The organism is Flavimarina sp. Hel_I_48 (genome assembly GCF_000733945.1).
Taxonomy (GTDB): Bacteria; Bacteroidota; Bacteroidia; order Flavobacteriales; family Flavobacteriaceae; genus Leeuwenhoekiella.
Window position 1 is genome coordinate 1,690,362 of the sequence record NZ_JPOL01000002.1, and the last position, 15,231, is coordinate 1,705,592.

General features: G+C 42.0%; 14 protein-coding genes. 8 read left to right on the forward strand and 6 right to left on the reverse strand.

All coding sequences use genetic code 11. The annotated features are described in order from the left end of the window. Positions 1 to 33: 33 nt before the first annotated feature. Positions 34 to 1,137, forward strand: coding sequence for an NAD-dependent epimerase/dehydratase family protein (locus P162_RS07485; protein ID WP_241077746.1), 1,104 nt, complete (start codon positions 34 to 36; stop codon positions 1,135 to 1,137). On the opposite strand, the gene P162_RS07490 is transcribed toward P162_RS07485, so the two are convergent. Genes P162_RS07490 through P162_RS07500 form a run of 3 tightly spaced genes read right to left on the reverse strand, consistent with a single transcriptional unit; the run spans position 1,134 to position 3,657 of the window. Next, positions 1,134 to 1,580, reverse strand: a complete 447-nt coding sequence (locus P162_RS07490) for a DUF4296 domain-containing protein (RefSeq protein WP_051907818.1) — start codon at positions 1,578 to 1,580, stop codon at positions 1,134 to 1,136. The genes P162_RS07485 and P162_RS07490 overlap by 4 nt on opposite strands. After that, entirely contained in the window at positions 1,577 to 2,917 is a 1,341-nt protein-coding gene (locus P162_RS07495; protein WP_031426659.1) for a dihydroorotase, read from the reverse strand. The genes P162_RS07490 and P162_RS07495 overlap by 4 nt, the downstream gene beginning before the upstream one ends. An 8-nt stretch (positions 2,918 to 2,925) precedes the next feature. Continuing rightward, on the reverse strand, positions 2,926 to 3,657 hold the full coding sequence (locus P162_RS07500) for a polyprenol monophosphomannose synthase (RefSeq protein ID WP_031426661.1): 732 nt from the start codon (positions 3,655 to 3,657) through the stop codon (positions 2,926 to 2,928). Here P162_RS07500 and P162_RS07505 point away from each other — a divergent pair. Next, positions 3,651 to 4,433: a DUF4271 domain-containing protein gene (locus P162_RS07505; RefSeq protein WP_164076231.1), complete on the forward strand. Its 783-nt coding sequence runs from the start codon at positions 3,651 to 3,653 to the stop codon at positions 4,431 to 4,433. The two genes, P162_RS07500 and P162_RS07505, sit on opposite strands and share 7 nt — an antisense overlap. A gap of 14 nt (positions 4,434 to 4,447) precedes the next feature. Further along, the gene (locus P162_RS07510; protein WP_031426663.1) at positions 4,448 to 5,197 is read left to right on the forward strand and encodes a uroporphyrinogen-III synthase; all 750 of its coding nucleotides are present in this window, start codon (positions 4,448 to 4,450) and stop codon (positions 5,195 to 5,197) included. 101 nt (positions 5,198 to 5,298) lie between these two features. On the opposite strand, the gene pckA is transcribed toward P162_RS07510, so the two are convergent. Together pckA and P162_RS07520 are read right to left on the reverse strand one after the other, a co-directional pair. After that, positions 5,299 to 6,909, reverse strand: coding sequence for a phosphoenolpyruvate carboxykinase (ATP) (gene pckA, locus P162_RS07515; RefSeq protein ID WP_031426664.1), 1,611 nt, complete (start codon positions 6,907 to 6,909; stop codon positions 5,299 to 5,301). Positions 6,910 to 6,994: 85 nt separating this feature from the next. Further along, entirely contained in the window at positions 6,995 to 7,375 is a 381-nt protein-coding gene (locus P162_RS07520) for a DUF423 domain-containing protein (RefSeq protein ID WP_031426665.1), read from the reverse strand. Positions 7,376 to 7,430: 55 nt separating this feature from the next. Between P162_RS07520 and P162_RS07525 the strand changes: the two genes are divergently transcribed. The 4 genes from P162_RS07525 (at position 7,431) to P162_RS07545 (ending at position 12,955) form a co-directional block, all read left to right on the forward strand. Next, on the forward strand, positions 7,431 to 8,816 hold the full coding sequence (locus tag P162_RS07525; protein WP_262493928.1) for a saccharopine dehydrogenase family protein: 1,386 nt from the start codon (positions 7,431 to 7,433) through the stop codon (positions 8,814 to 8,816). Between the two features lie 447 nt (positions 8,817 to 9,263). Continuing rightward, positions 9,264 to 9,734, forward strand: a complete 471-nt coding sequence (locus P162_RS07535) for an Lrp/AsnC ligand binding domain-containing protein (protein ID WP_031426668.1) — start codon at positions 9,264 to 9,266, stop codon at positions 9,732 to 9,734. A gap of 82 nt (positions 9,735 to 9,816) precedes the next feature. Then, positions 9,817 to 12,159: a M20/M25/M40 family metallo-hydrolase gene (locus P162_RS07540; RefSeq protein ID WP_031426669.1), complete on the forward strand. Its 2,343-nt coding sequence runs from the start codon at positions 9,817 to 9,819 to the stop codon at positions 12,157 to 12,159. Further along, on the forward strand, positions 12,152 to 12,955 hold the full coding sequence (locus P162_RS07545; protein ID WP_031426670.1) for an NAD(P)H-binding protein: 804 nt from the start codon (positions 12,152 to 12,154) through the stop codon (positions 12,953 to 12,955). Before P162_RS07540 ends, P162_RS07545 begins: the two co-directional genes overlap by 8 nt. Before the next feature lie 101 nt (positions 12,956 to 13,056). Here P162_RS07545 and P162_RS07550 read toward each other — a convergent pair whose 3' ends face one another. Further along, entirely contained in the window at positions 13,057 to 14,385 is a 1,329-nt protein-coding gene (locus P162_RS07550; protein ID WP_031426671.1) for an aspartate kinase, read from the reverse strand. A gap of 100 nt (positions 14,386 to 14,485) precedes the next feature. On the opposite strand from P162_RS07550, the gene P162_RS07555 reads away from it, so the two are divergent. Then, entirely contained in the window at positions 14,486 to 15,130 is a 645-nt protein-coding gene (locus P162_RS07555) for a hypothetical protein (RefSeq protein WP_031426672.1), read from the forward strand. The last annotated feature ends 101 nt before the right edge of the window (positions 15,131 to 15,231 follow it).

Genomic DNA, 15,231 nt, shown 5'->3' on the forward strand with positions numbered 1-15,231 from the left:
AATTAATGCTTGACCGCAAATATAACTTACGATTTGCGATTTATACAGTACAATGGGCGAGAATTGACCTCATCACTATGTTGCCTTGCGTGGTTTGCCTATCTTAGCACTATGATACTGGTTACGGGAGGTACAGGACTTGTAGGCGCACATCTACTGTGGTATTTAATCACAGATGGCGCTACCGTGCGCGCCACCTATCGCACCGAAGAAAGTAAAAGTGCCGTACGCGAACTCTTTGCTTATAAAGCCGAAAATTTAAACCTATCCACTGAAAAAGATTACTTCGGAAAAATTGAATGGATACAGGCAGATATTACGGATATTCCTGCGTTAGAGTCCGCTTTTGAAGGTGTTTTTCAGGTTTATCACAGTGCAGCGATCGTGTCTTTTGATCCTGCCCACTTTAATAAAATACAGCACATCAATAAAGAAGGAACCGCAAACATGGTCAACCTCAGCCTTAAACATAAGGTGCAGAAGTTCTGCCACGTTAGCTCTGTGGGTGCATTGGGTTCTACGGAAGACGGCTCGCCCATAAAAGAAAGCACCTTCTGGACTCCGCACCGCGACAACAGTGTGTACAGCATCAGTAAATTTGCAAGTGAGACGGAGGTATGGCGCGGTACGCAGGAAGGCTTAAATGCGGTAATCGTGAACCCTGCAATTATAGTGGGTGAAGGCTTTTATGAAAGCGGCAGTGGTAGTTTTTTTACACACATTGAAAAGGGTACAGATTATAATGTACCGGGCACGACCGCCTTTGTGGATGTGCTGGATGTGGTAGATGCAATGGTAAGCCTTATGAAAAGCAATAGCAGCGGGGAACGCTATATCCTTGCCGGGGAGAACACATCGTACAAACGATTTTTCAGGCTTATCGCCGAAAATATAGAAGCCAAAACCCCATCTAAAGATTTAAAATCCTGGCAAATGGCCATCGCCTGGCGTGGGGATTATTTTTTGAGCCTTATTTCAGGAAAACCCCGCACCCTTTTCAGAAGCAGTGCACAGGCTGCATTCGGCCATAAAGTTTTTGATAATTTAAAACTTAAAAAAGCGATGACTTTTGAATACCGTCCTTTTGAAGAAACCATAAAACGCGTGGGAACGCATTTTAAGAACACGCATTCCTAATTTTCAGGTTCCCTTTTTAATTCATCAGGATCCATAAGTCCGGTTCTGGGCTCAGGATCCGGGACTTTACCTTCTGCCGCAAGAATACTATCTGTACGCCGTATCAAGCTGTCAACTGCATCTCGCTTTACCTCTAGACGTTCTGATACTTCTTCCCAGATTTTTAAATACCTATTAAAATCCACCGAATAATACGCCAGACTTCCAGCAAATTGCAGGCTGTCAATGTCGTATTTTTTATAGATAAACGTATCCGGTTTAATACCGGCATTTTTGAGTTGGCCCCTACTAAAATCCCTTGCGGCATTTACTAAAGACACATCGTACAAGATATCCTTCAGTTTATCTTCTGGAATCAGGTTATCCGGTTTTTCAGGCCTTTCCACATTTTGACAGGAAGCAAAAAGCAGTAGGGTTAGCAGTATGTACAAGGCTTTTATCATCTTGTAAACGTTAAACGCTGACCATGGCGCTCATCTGTAACTTTAAAGTTTCTATATGCCAGTTTACCGTTTACAAACGTATGGCTGATCCTTGACTTAAAGGTGCTGCCCTCAAAAGGGGACCATTTTGATTTGTAAAGAATATTGTCTTTTGTAACCGTCCAGGGATTGTTAAGGTCCACGAGTACAAGATCTGCGTGATATCCTTCCTGTATGAAACCACGTTTTTCGATCTGGAAAAGTATTGCAGGGTTGTGGCACATTTTTTCAGCAATTTTTTCCAGGGAAATTTTACCCCTATGGTACATCTCAAGCATTGCCGGAAAGGCATGCTGTACCAAGGGGCCGCCGCTGGGAGCATCCAGGTATTTATTCTTTTTCTCTTCCAGTGTATGCGGTGCGTGGTCTGAAGCGATCACATCAATACGGTCTTCCAGCAATGCTTTCCAAAGACCTTCGCGGTCTTCTGCCGTCTTGATTGCGGGGTTCCATTTGATAAACGTTCCCTTTTCCCTGTAATCTTCATCACTAAACCAGAGGTGGTGTATACACACTTCTGCTGTGATTTTCTTGTCCTTTAAGGGCTTTTTATGGTCAAAAAGCTTGGTTTCTTTTGCCGTGCTTAAATGGAACACATGCAGACGTGCCCCTGTTTTCTTTGCAAGGGCTACAGCGCGTGAAGAAGAGAGATAACACGCTTCTGCACTACGTATGGTAGGATGCAGGCCAATGGGAATATCCTCCCCGTAACGCTCTTTATAGGTTTCCAGGTTTTCCCTGATCGTTTTCTCATCTTCACAATGCGCAGCAATCAAAAGATTTGTACTCTTAAAGATTTTTTCAAGAACCTGCTCATCATCTACCAGCATATTGCCCGTAGAACTTCCTAAAAATAATTTTAGGCCAGCAACCTTGAGCGGATCCAGTTTTTTTATCTCTTCAATGTTATCGTTTGTGCCGCCAAACATGAAAGAATAATTGGCATAAGCCGACTTTGCTGCCAGATCAAATTTTTCCTCCAGTTTTTCTATCGTAGTAGTCTGGGGGTTTGTGTTTGGCATTTCGATAAACGAGGTGATACCACCGGCCACAGCCGCCATTGACTCACTTTTTATGGTCGCCTTATGGGTAAGTCCCGGCTCCCTAAAATGAACCTGATCATCAATAATACCAGGGAACAAATGTTTTCCTTCGGCATCAAAAATCTGTACGTCAGGGCTTTTTGCGCTCACCGTGGCACTCACTTCTTTAATAATGCCCTGTTCTATATAAACATCGCCGCGCATGATCTTGCCGCCGTTTACGATCTGTGCATCCTTAATCAGAATTTTTTCCATTATAAATCTTAAATCTCGTAATTGCTAAATAAGCTCTTAAATTTCATTCTCAATACTCCAAAAACAGCCTCAGAAATTATACCTGTGTTCATCTTGCTGGTACCTCTCGTTCGGTCTACAAAAATAACAGGAATCTCCTCAATTTTAAAACCCAATAAATGGGTCTTGAACTTCATTTCGATCTGAAAGGCATATCCAACAAATTTTATCTTGTCCAGATTGATCTTTTCCAGGATTTCCCTACGGTAACAAATAAAGCCAGCGGTGGTATCGCTGATTTGCATACCTGTTATAAAGCGTACATATTTTGACGCAATATAAGATAACAAAACACGTCCCATGGGCCAATTCACTACGTTAACACCTGTTTTATAACGAGAACCTATCGCCAGGTCTGCCCCGTTTTTTACGCAAGCGTTATACAGACGTATCAAATCATTCGGCGCATGTGAAAAATCGGCGTCCATTTCAAAAATAAAGGCATAGGGCCGTTCCAGCGCCCATTTAAAACCTGCTATATACGCAGTGCCCAGCCCACTTTTACCCTTTCTGCAAATCAGGTGCAGACGGTCCTTAAATTCCTCCTGCATGCCCTGAACGAGCATTGCGGTGCCGTCTGGCGAATTATCATCTACGACAAGGATATCAAATTTGCGCTGCTGCGCAAAAACGTTGCGCACCAGTTTTTGAATATTTTCAGCTTCATTGTAAGTAGGTACAATGACGAGACGGTTTGTCATTTACACGCTATATTTATGGCAAATGTACTTATTTAGAATTTTACTTCTTTGCCCAGTTTTGTAATTACTGCCTAATTTATAGTAATTTTGCAGCCTCTAGCCCTAACGCATTGGAAGCGATTACCCGAAATGTCATTTCACAAGACTGGTTTACCATTATCCTGGTGGTATGCATGGCACTACTTGCCATAACACGTTATGCCTACGAGCGCCGCTTTATAAACTTTATAGGGGTTATAGGTAGCGATAAATATCTAAAAAAAAGTGGTAAAGATAGATTTCAGGATCCATTTAACCTGATGCTTTTTACGGTTCAGTTACTTTCAATATCTGCATTTATCTACATTATATTAACGCGTTTTGATTATACGCTATCATTAAGTTCAGAGATTTTGTTTCTTCGGGTCATCGTATGTTATGGTCTTTTTATAGGAATTAAATTTTTGATGGAGCGCATCGTGGCCGTACTCTTTGACGGTGAAGAAATATTGCGGCCGTATCACTACGATAAACTGGTGTTCCGTAATTTTTTTGGGATGTTGCTGCTTCCGGTCAATGCCCTTTTTGCCTATAGTTTTGTACCGGGCAAAAACATGGTCATAGGCATAGTGGTTTTCTTCGTTTTAGTCAATGCGCTGAGCCTTGTAAGTATCGTGAGAAGATATGAAAAATTGATAATCAACAATTTGTTTTATTTTATTTTGTACCTTTGCGCCCTTGAAATTGCACCTTATTTAATTTTGTACAAGCTGCTTAGCACTTATATACTGCGATAAAAAAATACATGTTTATGAAGGTAAAGACAATTTTGGTATCTCAGCCAGAACCTAAGATTGAGAATTCCCCCTATTTTGATTTACAAGAAAAAAAACGCGTTAAAATTGATTTTATCCCATTCATCCATGTAGAAGGTATGTCTGGCAAAGAAGTACGCCACCAGAAAGTAGATCTAAAAGATTATACTGCTATTATACTTACGAGTCGTAATGCGGTAGACCATTTTTTTAGGATTGCCGAAGAAATGCGCTATAAAGTACCCGATAGTTTGAAGTATTTTTGCCAAAGCGAAGCTGTAGCTTATTACCTACAAAAATATGTGGTTTACCGCAAGCGGAAGATCTATGTAGGTAAACGGACTTTTGCAGAAATGGCGCCCATTCTGAAGAAATATAAAACAGAGAAGTTCCTGCTTCCTTCTTCAGATGTCATGAAGCCTGAAATTCCAGAAACTTTAGATGAACTCAAGATCAATTACAGACAGTCCACTTTTTACAGAACGGTGGTAAGTGACCTTTCGCATCTTAAGGACGTGACCTATGATATTCTCGTATTTTTTAGCCCCAGCGGAATCAAATCCCTATTTGAAAACTTCCCGAATTTCAAGCAAAATGATACGCGTATAGCCGTTTTTGGTAGTTCTACCATTCATGCTGCTAATGAAGCCGGACTAGAAATAAATATTAAAGCACCTACTCCGGAAACACCATCCATGACAATGGCGCTTGAAAAATATATTGACGAGATCAATAATAAAAAGTAAGCCTATTTTAGTCTAAATAATGCCTTAAAAGCATAAAAAACGCCCCTTTCCGGGGCGTTTTTCTGTTTAAATATGCATTTTTATTGAACTATTTTCGGGGATTAACCCAGTGGCGGTTGGCCATTCATGATATCCTCACTGGCGTACTGTTCAAACTTTTTAAAGTTCTCTTTAAAAGCTGCAGCGAGCTTATGTGCGGTCTTATAATACATCTCATCATTATTCCAGGTTTGTCTGGGGCTTAATACCGCATCGGGAACGCCTGGACAGGTTCTGGGTTGTGCAACACCAAAAACCGAATGGATGTGATAGCCTTCCTTAGTATATTCCCCCAGGTCGCCGCGCATGGCAGCGTGAATCATGGCGCGGGTATATTTTAATTTCATACGTTTTCCCACACCATAAGCACCACCGGTCCAGCCCGTATTCACAAGCCAGACATTTACACCGGCCTCTTTCATTTTTGAACGGAGCATTTCTGCGTATTTTGTAGGGTGCAAGGGCATAAATGGTGCACCAAAACATGCAGAAAAAGAGGGAACCGGTTCATTTACGCCTGCTTCGGTGCCTGCAACTTTTGCGGTATAACCGCTTATAAAATGATATGCGGCCTGGCCAGGGGTAAGTTTTGAAATGGGAGGGAGCACGCCAAAAGCATCTGCGGTAAGAAAGAAAATATTCTTGGGATTTTTCCCTACCGAAGGTTTTTTAATGTTGTCTATATAATCTATGGGATAGCTCACCCGTGTGTTTGGCGTTATGGAAGTATCCGTAAAGTCAACATTGCCCTTACTGTCCAAAACTACGTTTTCAAGAAGTGCGCCTTTTTGGATTGCGTTAAAAATATCGGGTTCTTCTTCTTCAGAAAGGTTGATAACCTTAGCATAGCAACCGCCTTCAAAGTTAAAAATGGAGTTGTCTGGCGTCCAGCCGTGTTCATCATCACCTATAAGCTGGCGCTGCGGATCTGCAGATAGCGTGGTTTTTCCGGTTCCCGAAAGACCAAAGAAAATAGCGCTCTCCCCATTCTCACCCACATTTGCAGAACAGTGCATGGGAAGCGTGTTCTTTTCGGTGGGAAGTATAAAATTAAGTGCTGAAAATATTCCTTTCTTTATTTCCCCGGTATAGCCGGTCCCACCAATGAGTATTGTTTTCTGGGTGAAATTGAGAATGGCAAAATTCTCCTGTCGCGTGCCATCCAGTTCAGGATCTGCCTTAAATCCCGGTGCGTTTAGGATTAACCAGTCTTCTTTAAAGTTAGTCAACTCCTCTTCGCTGGGACGTAAAAACATGGTATAGGCAAAGAGGTTAGACCAGGGATATTCATTAATAACCCGTATGCCTGTTTTATAATTCTCATCTGCACAAGCAAAAGCATCACGTACGTAGAGTTCCCGTTCAGATAAATAAGTGGTCATCTTCATACGCAAACGCTCAAATTTTTCTTTGTCAAAAGGAATATTTACAGCACCCCACCATACGTTTTCACGGGTTTTGTCATCAATGACAATAAAACGGTCTTTTGGTGATCGTCCTGTAAATTTACCGGTATTTACGGCAAGAGCTCCAGATGAAGTTTCGCGGCCCATCCCTTTTTCTAAGGTGATATGGTGCAATTCATCTGCACTTAACTGGTAGTGTACTTTAGCTCTTTCAATGTTATAATGCTCTAACGAAATCGTTTTCGTAATCTGGGGGTTTAATTCCATATTTAGCTATTTAATAAGATTAATAGGGGCTAAAAGTAGCTATATTAAACTATAAAAAAACTTAAAATAGCTATATTTCAAGCATTTAACGCTTTACAAAAGTATATAGCAATATTCCCCAGGAAACCATGAGTAAAGCTCCGCCCAGCGGGGTAAGAAGTGCGATAGCCGAAAAATCAATTTTTGTAGCCTCCTGGGTGGCCAGTAAGTAAATAGATCCAGAAAACATCAGAATGCCAATGAGCAGCAGGTAGTATAGGGTTTTTTTGCGTTTTTCAGAACATTCCAAAATTCCGCCAAGAAGAAGCAAAAGAAGCGCATGGTACATTTGATAACGCACACCGGTTTCAAACGAGGCGACGGCATCAGCGTTTACCAATTGCTTTAAACCATGGGCGCCAAAAGCACCCAGTAAAACTGCCGTGCCGCCAAAAATACTTCCTAAAATGAGCAATTTTCTGTTCATATTCACTATTTAATGCCTTTTGATTTCGCTAACTTCGTTCAATCGCCTTACAAAAATACAATACCTGCACATGAGAAACATACTTATTATAGGTACCGGGAAATCTACTTCACAACTGGTGGATTATCTTTTACAACATGCCGAAAATCAAGAACTACAAATTACCCTGGCGGATAAATCACTGGAGCAGGCTCAAAAACTTGCCGGCAATCACCCACGGGCATCTGCTATAGAACTCGACATTTTTCAGGAGCTGCAGCGAGAGGAAGCCATCGCCAATGCTGATATTGTGATCAGTATGTTACCGGCACGATTTCATATTAAAATTGCCGAAAACTGCATCAAGCTGGGCAAAAGCCTCGTGACTGCATCGTATGTAAGTGAGGAGATGCAAAACCTTGATGAAGCGGTGAAGGAAAAAGGCCTTGTATTCATGAACGAGATAGGTCTGGATCCCGGTATTGACCACATGAGCGCCATGCAGGTCATAGATCGCATACGGGATGAAGGTGGGAAACTACTTTTATTTGAATCTTTTACCGGCGGTCTTGTCGCGCCAGAAAATGATACCAATCTGTGGAACTACAAATTCACATGGAACCCCCGCAACGTGGTTTTAGCAGGTCAGGGCGGTGCGGCAGAATTTATTCAGGAAGGGACTTATAAATACATTCCGTATCAGCGTTTGTTCCGTAGAACGGAATTTCTGGATGTGGAAGGCTACGGAAGGTTTGAAGGTTATGCGAATAGAAATTCACTTAAATACAGGGAAATTTATGACCTTAAAGACGTTTTGACCCTGTACCGCGGCACCATTCGCAGGGTGGGTTTTTCCCGCGCGTGGAATGTTTTTGTTCAACTGGGCATGACCGATGACACGTACCACCTGCAACATACTGAATCCATGAGCTACAGGGAATTTACTAATCTCTTTTTGCCCTACTCGCCCACAGATTCAGTAGAATTGAAACTTCGGCACAACCTTAAAATTGAACAGGACGATCTCTTGTGGGATAAATTGCTTGAACTGGACCTGTTCAATACGCAAAAAAGTATAGGACTCAAAAACGCGACCCCGGCAGAATGTTTGCAAAAAATCCTGGAAGAAAAATGGTCGCTGTCGCCAGAGGATAAGGACATGATCGTGATGTACCATAAATTTGGCTATGAGATCAATGGCGAGAAAAAACAAATAGATGCCACTATGGTCATTGAAGGCAAAAACGAAATCAATACCGCAATGGCAAAAACCGTGGGACTGCCCGTAGGGATCGCAACTTTGCGCATACTTAACGGAAAAATCACCAAGCCAGGAGTAAAAATCCCCATAACCCGTGAAGTTTATGGTCCCATTTTAAAAGAACTGGAAACCTACGGAATTGTATTTCAGGAATATGAAAAACCTTATCTAGGCTACAATCCGGATCGTTTGAATGGGTAAAATTACCTTCAAATAGTAACCAAAACAGTCAAAAAACGCTCTATTTTACCGAATTTCATTACTTTTAGCTTATATATATTAAAGAGAATTTTATGCCTTTGAAACGAATCTTGCGTTAGGGATTGCAGTGGCTCTTTTAGCCCCTACCGGGAGGAAGCCTTTTTGTGAGGCACGAGCAAAAAGATTGAAACGTAAAGCCCGTCCCGCAGGGAAACGCCCAAAACCAATAAGAAAGTCAAATAATCAGGCTGCTACAGATTCCGCGTTAGGGATTGCAGTAGCTCTTTTGGCCCCTACCGGGAGGAAGCCTTTTTGTGAGGCACGAGCAAAAAGATTGAAACGTAAAGCCCGTCCCGCAGGGAAACGCCCAAAACCAATAAAAAAACCAAAAAGTGGCCCAAGGCTAAAAGTACGTTTGAAAAAACCCGTTAAAAGGATAGAAAGAAGATGAAAATTGTAAACGAAGCGATAAATATAGATGGGATAGACAAGATCATCCTACGCGAACTCATGGAAGATGCACGTACCCCTATTCTTGAAATTGCACGCAAAGTAGGTATTTCTGGAGCAGCCATTCATCAGCGACTTCGTAAGTTAGAAGCTTCCAAGCTTATAAGTGGTTCCCGTTTTATTATTGATGCAAAAGTCCTGGGTTATACCACGACCGCGTTTGTAGGTATCTATCTTGACCGCGCCATGAGCAATCCACGTGCGGTAAAACAACTTGAAGAAATCCCCGAAGTATTGGAATGTCATTACACGACCGGTAACTGGTCTGTATTCATAAAGATCTTATGTAAAAACAATGAGCATCTTATGCATTTGCTGAACAAGAAAATACAGGCCATTGAAGGAGTTTCCCGTACCGAAACATTTATATCCCTCAACCAGCAGATTGAGCGGCAGATTAAATTATAAATAAATCCATCACTTTTATTCCATATAAAAAGAGTCTTTTACACTCCTTTTTTTATCTTTTTAGGATCAAAATCTCCCAAAAATGCCGAAAAATTACGCTTCCCTTCTTTCTTTTTTATTGCTGTGCGGTCTGGTGTATTTCACGTTTTTCACCTTTAAACCGCAATTCGTTTCGTACGGGGAAATTCCGGAAGATGAGTTTTCAATAGATCGTGCATTACAGCATCTCAAGGTCATTTCAGAAAAACCACATTCGGTGGGAACGCCGGCGCATCAGGAAGTGCAGGATTATATCGTAAAAGTTTTGCAGGATATGGGACTTGAAACACAAACCCAGGAAGCTTTTGCCTATAAACCGGGCTGGGGCGCGCTCAGCAAGGCTCAGAATATTATGGCGCGCATAAAAGGGACCGGTGATGGCAAAGCACTCCTCGTCTTTTCCCATTATGACAGTGCTCCGCATACGGCTTCGTATGGCGCTAGCGATGCGGGCAGCGGGGTAGTTACCGTACTTGAAAGTATTCGCGCCTTTCTTGCAACTGGGAAAAAACCAAAAAATGACATCATTATCCTTTTTACAGATGCGGAAGAGTTGGGCCTCAACGGCGCTTCTGTATTTGCAAAAGAACATCCCTGGGCAAAAGATGTGGGCGTAGCGCTCAATTTTGAAGCCCGCGGAAGCGGTGGCCCTTCTAATATGATCGTGGAGACCAATGGTGGCAACAGCAAGCTGATCAAGGCTTTCGCAAAAGCAAACCCTGAAAATCCATATGCGAACAGCCTGGCGTACAGCATTTATAAAATCCTGCCAAACGATACAGATTCTACCGTAATGCGTGAATTCGCTGATATAGACGGTTTTTTCTTTGCTTTTCTCAGTGATCATTTTGACTACCATACTGCAATGGACACCTACGATAGGCTGGATCGCAGTTCCCTTCAACAACAAGGGCAATACCTTATGCCGCTGCTCGCCTATTTTGCAGATGCAGACCTTGATCTTAAAAGCGATGTAGATTATGTATACCTCAACGTACCCATCATAAAAATGATGTATTACCCCTTCAGCTGGATATGGCCCATGCTGATCCTTGCGGTCGCTGGTTTTATAATTCTCGTCCTGTATGGTATTTCCATACGAAAACTGAGTGTGAAAAGTATATTCTTTGGGTTTGCACCGCTATTACTTTCATTGATAGCAAGTGCTGGTTTGACGTATTTAGGCTACGTACTAATTATGCTTGCTTACCCGGAATTTGCTGATATTTTACAGGGTTTTCCCTATAATGGTTATCATTATCTCACCGCTTTTGTGGCGTTGAGCCTTTCTATAACCTTCTTTATATATTATAAGTTTCACAGACCTGTGCAGGCTGCCGACTTAAGCATAGCGCCTATTTTTTTATGGTTAGTAATTGCTACGCTTTGTGCAATTTACCTCCCAGGGGCTTCCTTTTTTGTTGTTCCCGTGTATTTTGCATTGTTTGCGGTATTCTTGCTTTTAAAATTTGATAAACTAAATCTGTTCTGGCTCTGTTTACTTTGCGCTCCTGCTATTTTTATCGTTTCAGGTTTTATACAGCAATTTCCGCTTGGTTTAGGCCTGAAAATGGTTCCGGCGAGCGCGTTGTTTACGGTATTGCTTTTCGGGCTTTTATTGCCTGTAATCGGTCATTTTTCGGTATTAAAAGTCCGTATTTCACTGTTTTTCCTGCTTATTTCGGTAATTGCTTTTGTGAGCGCGCACTTCAATTCCTCTTTTTCTTCTGAGCAACCTTTCCCCACAAGTTTAAATTATGTGTATGACGTAGATACTAAAAAAGCGGTGTGGGCGACATATAACAAGTATCCTGATGCCTGGATTAAATACGTACTGGGTGATGATATGCAGGAAGCGTCAAATCTTATACAAGCGGCTGGCGCCGGAAAATACAATACCAATTTCACCTTTGCCGCCGAAGCTCCTCGCAAACCTGTCGCGCAATCCAGTATTTATGTATCTACCAATTTTGTGGAAGATGGTGTGCGCCATGTGCACTTTTTAGTATATCCACAACGGGAAGTAAATGACATGATTTTGCTTAGCCCTACCGGAACACCATTTCAGGAACTTTCTTTTAATGGGCAGGAAGTTGAACTTCAGGCAGGACAACCGTTTTTGTTCAATGATCGCAAAAGTGATTATTTGCTAAGCTATCGCGTGGCAGACCGTGAACCACTAGATGTTGAACTTGAGCTTCCCGAAAATGCACCACTTAAGTTCACCCTTTATGATTTGAGCTATGATCTGTTGCAAAACGATCTCTTCAATGTACCTTCGCGACCTGAAAATAGTATGCCCATGCCTTTTGTAAACACAGATGCAATTGTGACCAAGCAGACCATAACTCTCTATAATCCCGAAAAAGCCGTTTCCAATGAGTAATATTGCCATTGCCGGTATGGGTTGGCTGGGTATCCCGCTTTCCCGTACGCTACAAAATTTAGGTCATAACGTCAAAGGTTCTACCACCACAAAAGACAAGCAGCAAAAACTACAGCAAAATGGCATTGACGCGTACCTGATGGAAATAGGCGAAGACCAGATCACCGGCGATCCCACAGGTTTTTTAAAAGGTATCGAAATACTTATTATACTCATCCCACCAGGACTTCGTAACAATACAGGGCACAACCATGCACTGCGTATGCTGCAATTGCTGAAAGCGGTGGAGAGCGCTGCCGTAGAAAAGGTAATTTTGATAAGCAGCACCGGCGTTTACGATGACAATCAGGGCGATGTAGACGATACCGTTATGCCAAAACCGGAAACGGTCAAAGCAAAACAATTGCAGGAAGTAGAACAGCTTTTTTGTAATTCAGCCGAAATAAAAACAACGGTAGTCCGCTTTGGTGGACTTTTTGGCGGCAGCCGAAACCCCGTTAAGTACCTGGCCGGCCGTACAGATCTTAGCAATGGCAGCGCGCCGGTAAACCTTATTCACCGCACAGATTGCATAGGCATCTTACTTGCGGTGATTTATAAGAATGTTTATGGTCAGGTTATCAATGCGGTAAATCCACAACATCCTTCAAAAGCCGACTATTATGCCGAGAAAGCGACTGAAATGGGGTTAAAACCACCTCAATATGCCAGTGAATCTGGAGGGGAAAGCTATAAAAAAGTGGATTCGGTAAAAGTTGACAAACTTCTGGGATACACGTTTCAGGTGGATTTATAAAAAAAGTCCGAAAGCATGAATCTTTCGGACTTAAATAAAGAGAGGCTAATACAGTTAGTCTGTTGCGACTACATTCCCCTTATTGAACACTAATTAAAATTTTAAGCCTCTGCTCCCTGAAGTTTAAACAGCTGGGCATTGAGGAACTGCAGCGCAGCGATTTTATCTTTACTGGGCACGAGCAGCGAGATGTTATTGTTGCTTCCGCCGTAAGAAATCATACGCACCGGCAGGTTATTGAGCAATCCAAACGCTTTATATGATTCATGATCTGCAATTAGGTTTTCTCCCACGATGCAAATAATACTATGTTCCTGCTCAACCGTAAGTTCAGCTATAACCGAAAGTTCAGTGACGATTGCCTTTAAATTTTTATCATCGTCTATGGTAAGCGATATGGCGACCTCAGAGGTTGTAATCATATCAATTGACGTCTTATGACGGTCAAAGATCTCAAAGATTGTCTTTAGGAAACCATGCGCGCCCAGCATTCGGTTAGAGCGAATTTTTATTGCGGTTATCCCGTCTTTTGCAGAGATTGCCTTAAGGCCTTGATTGTGGTGTTCATTTGAAATTTTTGTCCCTGGTGCCTGTGGATCGAAGGTATTTTTGAGCCAAACCGGAATGTCGCGGTCTATAACCGGTGCCACAGTCTGTGGATGCAGGATTTTTGCGCCAAAATAAGCAAGCTCTGCCGCCTCATTGTATGTTAAATGCTCAATGGGCCGCGTCTCTTCCACATAGCGGGGATCGTTGTTGTGCAGGCCATCAATATCTGTCCATATTTGTACCGCATCTGCGTTGATTGCAGCGCCAATTATAGTCGCGCTAAAGTCGCTGCCACCACGTTTTAAAGTGCTGATATTCCCCTCTTCGTCAAGACATACAAATCCCTGGGTAATAAATAGTGTGTTGTGCACAAACTGTTTAAGCTGCGTATCGATACGTTCAGAAACGCGGGCAATGTCTGGGTTTTCTGTGGTGCCCACGTGCATAAAAGTCTTTGCGTCAAGAAGTATATTTTGCTGGCCCTGCTGCGTAAGGTATTCTGAAAAAATACGGGTTAAAAGTGTCTCGCCGTAAGTGACCAACTCGGAATAGCTGGTACGTTTTAGCGGAGACTGGGTAATGGCATAAATAGCCTCGAGATCTGCATTTATTGTCTCGAGTATATTGTTCCTTCCAGAATCTACAAAAAGTTCATCAATCGCCTGGTGGTGCTTTTGCGTCAGGGCTTCCATTATTTTTTCAATGGCATCGTGATCCTGAATGATTGCCGCCTGGTGCAAGCCTACTAATAAATTGGTCACGCCAGACATGGCAGAAAGCACGACTATTTTAGGGTTTGAACTGTCGCTGATAATTTCAACAACCTGTCTGATCGTAGCGGCGCTGCCAACTGAGGTTCCACCAAATTTTAAAACATCCATGGGTACTTTTATTTTAGAGCATAATTAAAGACTACGATTCAATAAAGCTAATTATTCAACATAAATATATAAATTTGCACAAATTGTTAAATATATAACATTGAAGACCATTGCCTCCTGTGTAGAACAGCTTATAAAACATCAACCCTTTGTAGAAGATGCCCTTGCTCGAAAAATTATCAACTACTCTGCCCTGGCCGAGGATTATCAACCACGGATTGAAAAAATGCTGGGAAAACCGGTGAATAACGGCTCGATTATCATGGCGCTTAGACGTTATTATCCACAAAAGCGCATCAATGAAAAACAAGTGCGTGATCTGGGCGATATTGTGGTGCGTTCTGGAATTACAGATTTTACTTTTCTAAATAGCAGTACTATTTTAGAAAGCCAGGCAAAACTTCTGGACCAGGTAAAAGATATTCCCAAGGCTTATTTCACGTATTCGAGCACCTTTCACGAAAGCAATATTTTAGTTTCAAATGATCTTACTGAAGTTGTCAAAACCTGTTTTGACAAGGAAACCTGTGTTACCATAAAGTCAGACCTGTCCTCCATAAGCATTGAACTTCCGGTAGATAACTCAAAAACCGTGGGACTTTATTTCTATATCTTCAAACTTCTCGCGTATGAAGGCATCCCGATTTTTGAAGTACTTTCCACATCAAATTATTTTACGCTCTTTCTTGAAATGCAACATGTAAATCAGGCTTTTGCCCTAATTAATGAGATAAAAGGGGCATAAAACAGGGAAGTTTTAAGATAAATTCGGGCTTTTTCCGGAAAGATAAGCTTCATCAAATCTTTAGGGATTCCTATACTTTTAGCGTTTGCAAGCTCCATTTT

What these genes read in the sequence shown, in the direction of transcription:
- P162_RS07490 (WP_051907818.1), bottom strand. Translation starts at nt 1,580, where the DNA reads ATGATAAAAGCCTTGTACATACTGCTAACCCTACTGCTTTTTGCTTCC.
- P162_RS07495 (WP_031426659.1), bottom strand. Translation starts at nt 2,917, where the DNA reads ATGGAAAAAATTCTGATTAAGGATGCACAGATCGTAAACGGCGGCAAG.
- P162_RS07500 (WP_031426661.1), bottom strand. Translation starts at nt 3,657, where the DNA reads ATGACAAACCGTCTCGTCATTGTACCTACTTACAATGAAGCTGAAAAT.
- P162_RS07510 (WP_031426663.1), top strand. Translation starts at nt 4,448, where the DNA reads ATGAAGGTAAAGACAATTTTGGTATCTCAGCCAGAACCTAAGATTGAG.
- pckA (WP_031426664.1), bottom strand. Translation starts at nt 6,909, where the DNA reads ATGGAATTAAACCCCCAGATTACGAAAACGATTTCGTTAGAGCATTAT.
- P162_RS07520 (WP_031426665.1), bottom strand. Translation starts at nt 7,375, where the DNA reads ATGAACAGAAAATTGCTCATTTTAGGAAGTATTTTTGGCGGCACGGCA.
- P162_RS07535 (WP_031426668.1), top strand. Translation starts at nt 9,264, where the DNA reads ATGAAAATTGTAAACGAAGCGATAAATATAGATGGGATAGACAAGATC.
- P162_RS07540 (WP_031426669.1), top strand. Translation starts at nt 9,817, where the DNA reads ATGCCGAAAAATTACGCTTCCCTTCTTTCTTTTTTATTGCTGTGCGGT.
- P162_RS07545 (WP_031426670.1), top strand. Translation starts at nt 12,152, where the DNA reads ATGAGTAATATTGCCATTGCCGGTATGGGTTGGCTGGGTATCCCGCTT.
- P162_RS07550 (WP_031426671.1), bottom strand. Translation starts at nt 14,385, where the DNA reads ATGGATGTTTTAAAATTTGGTGGAACCTCAGTTGGCAGCGCCGCTACG.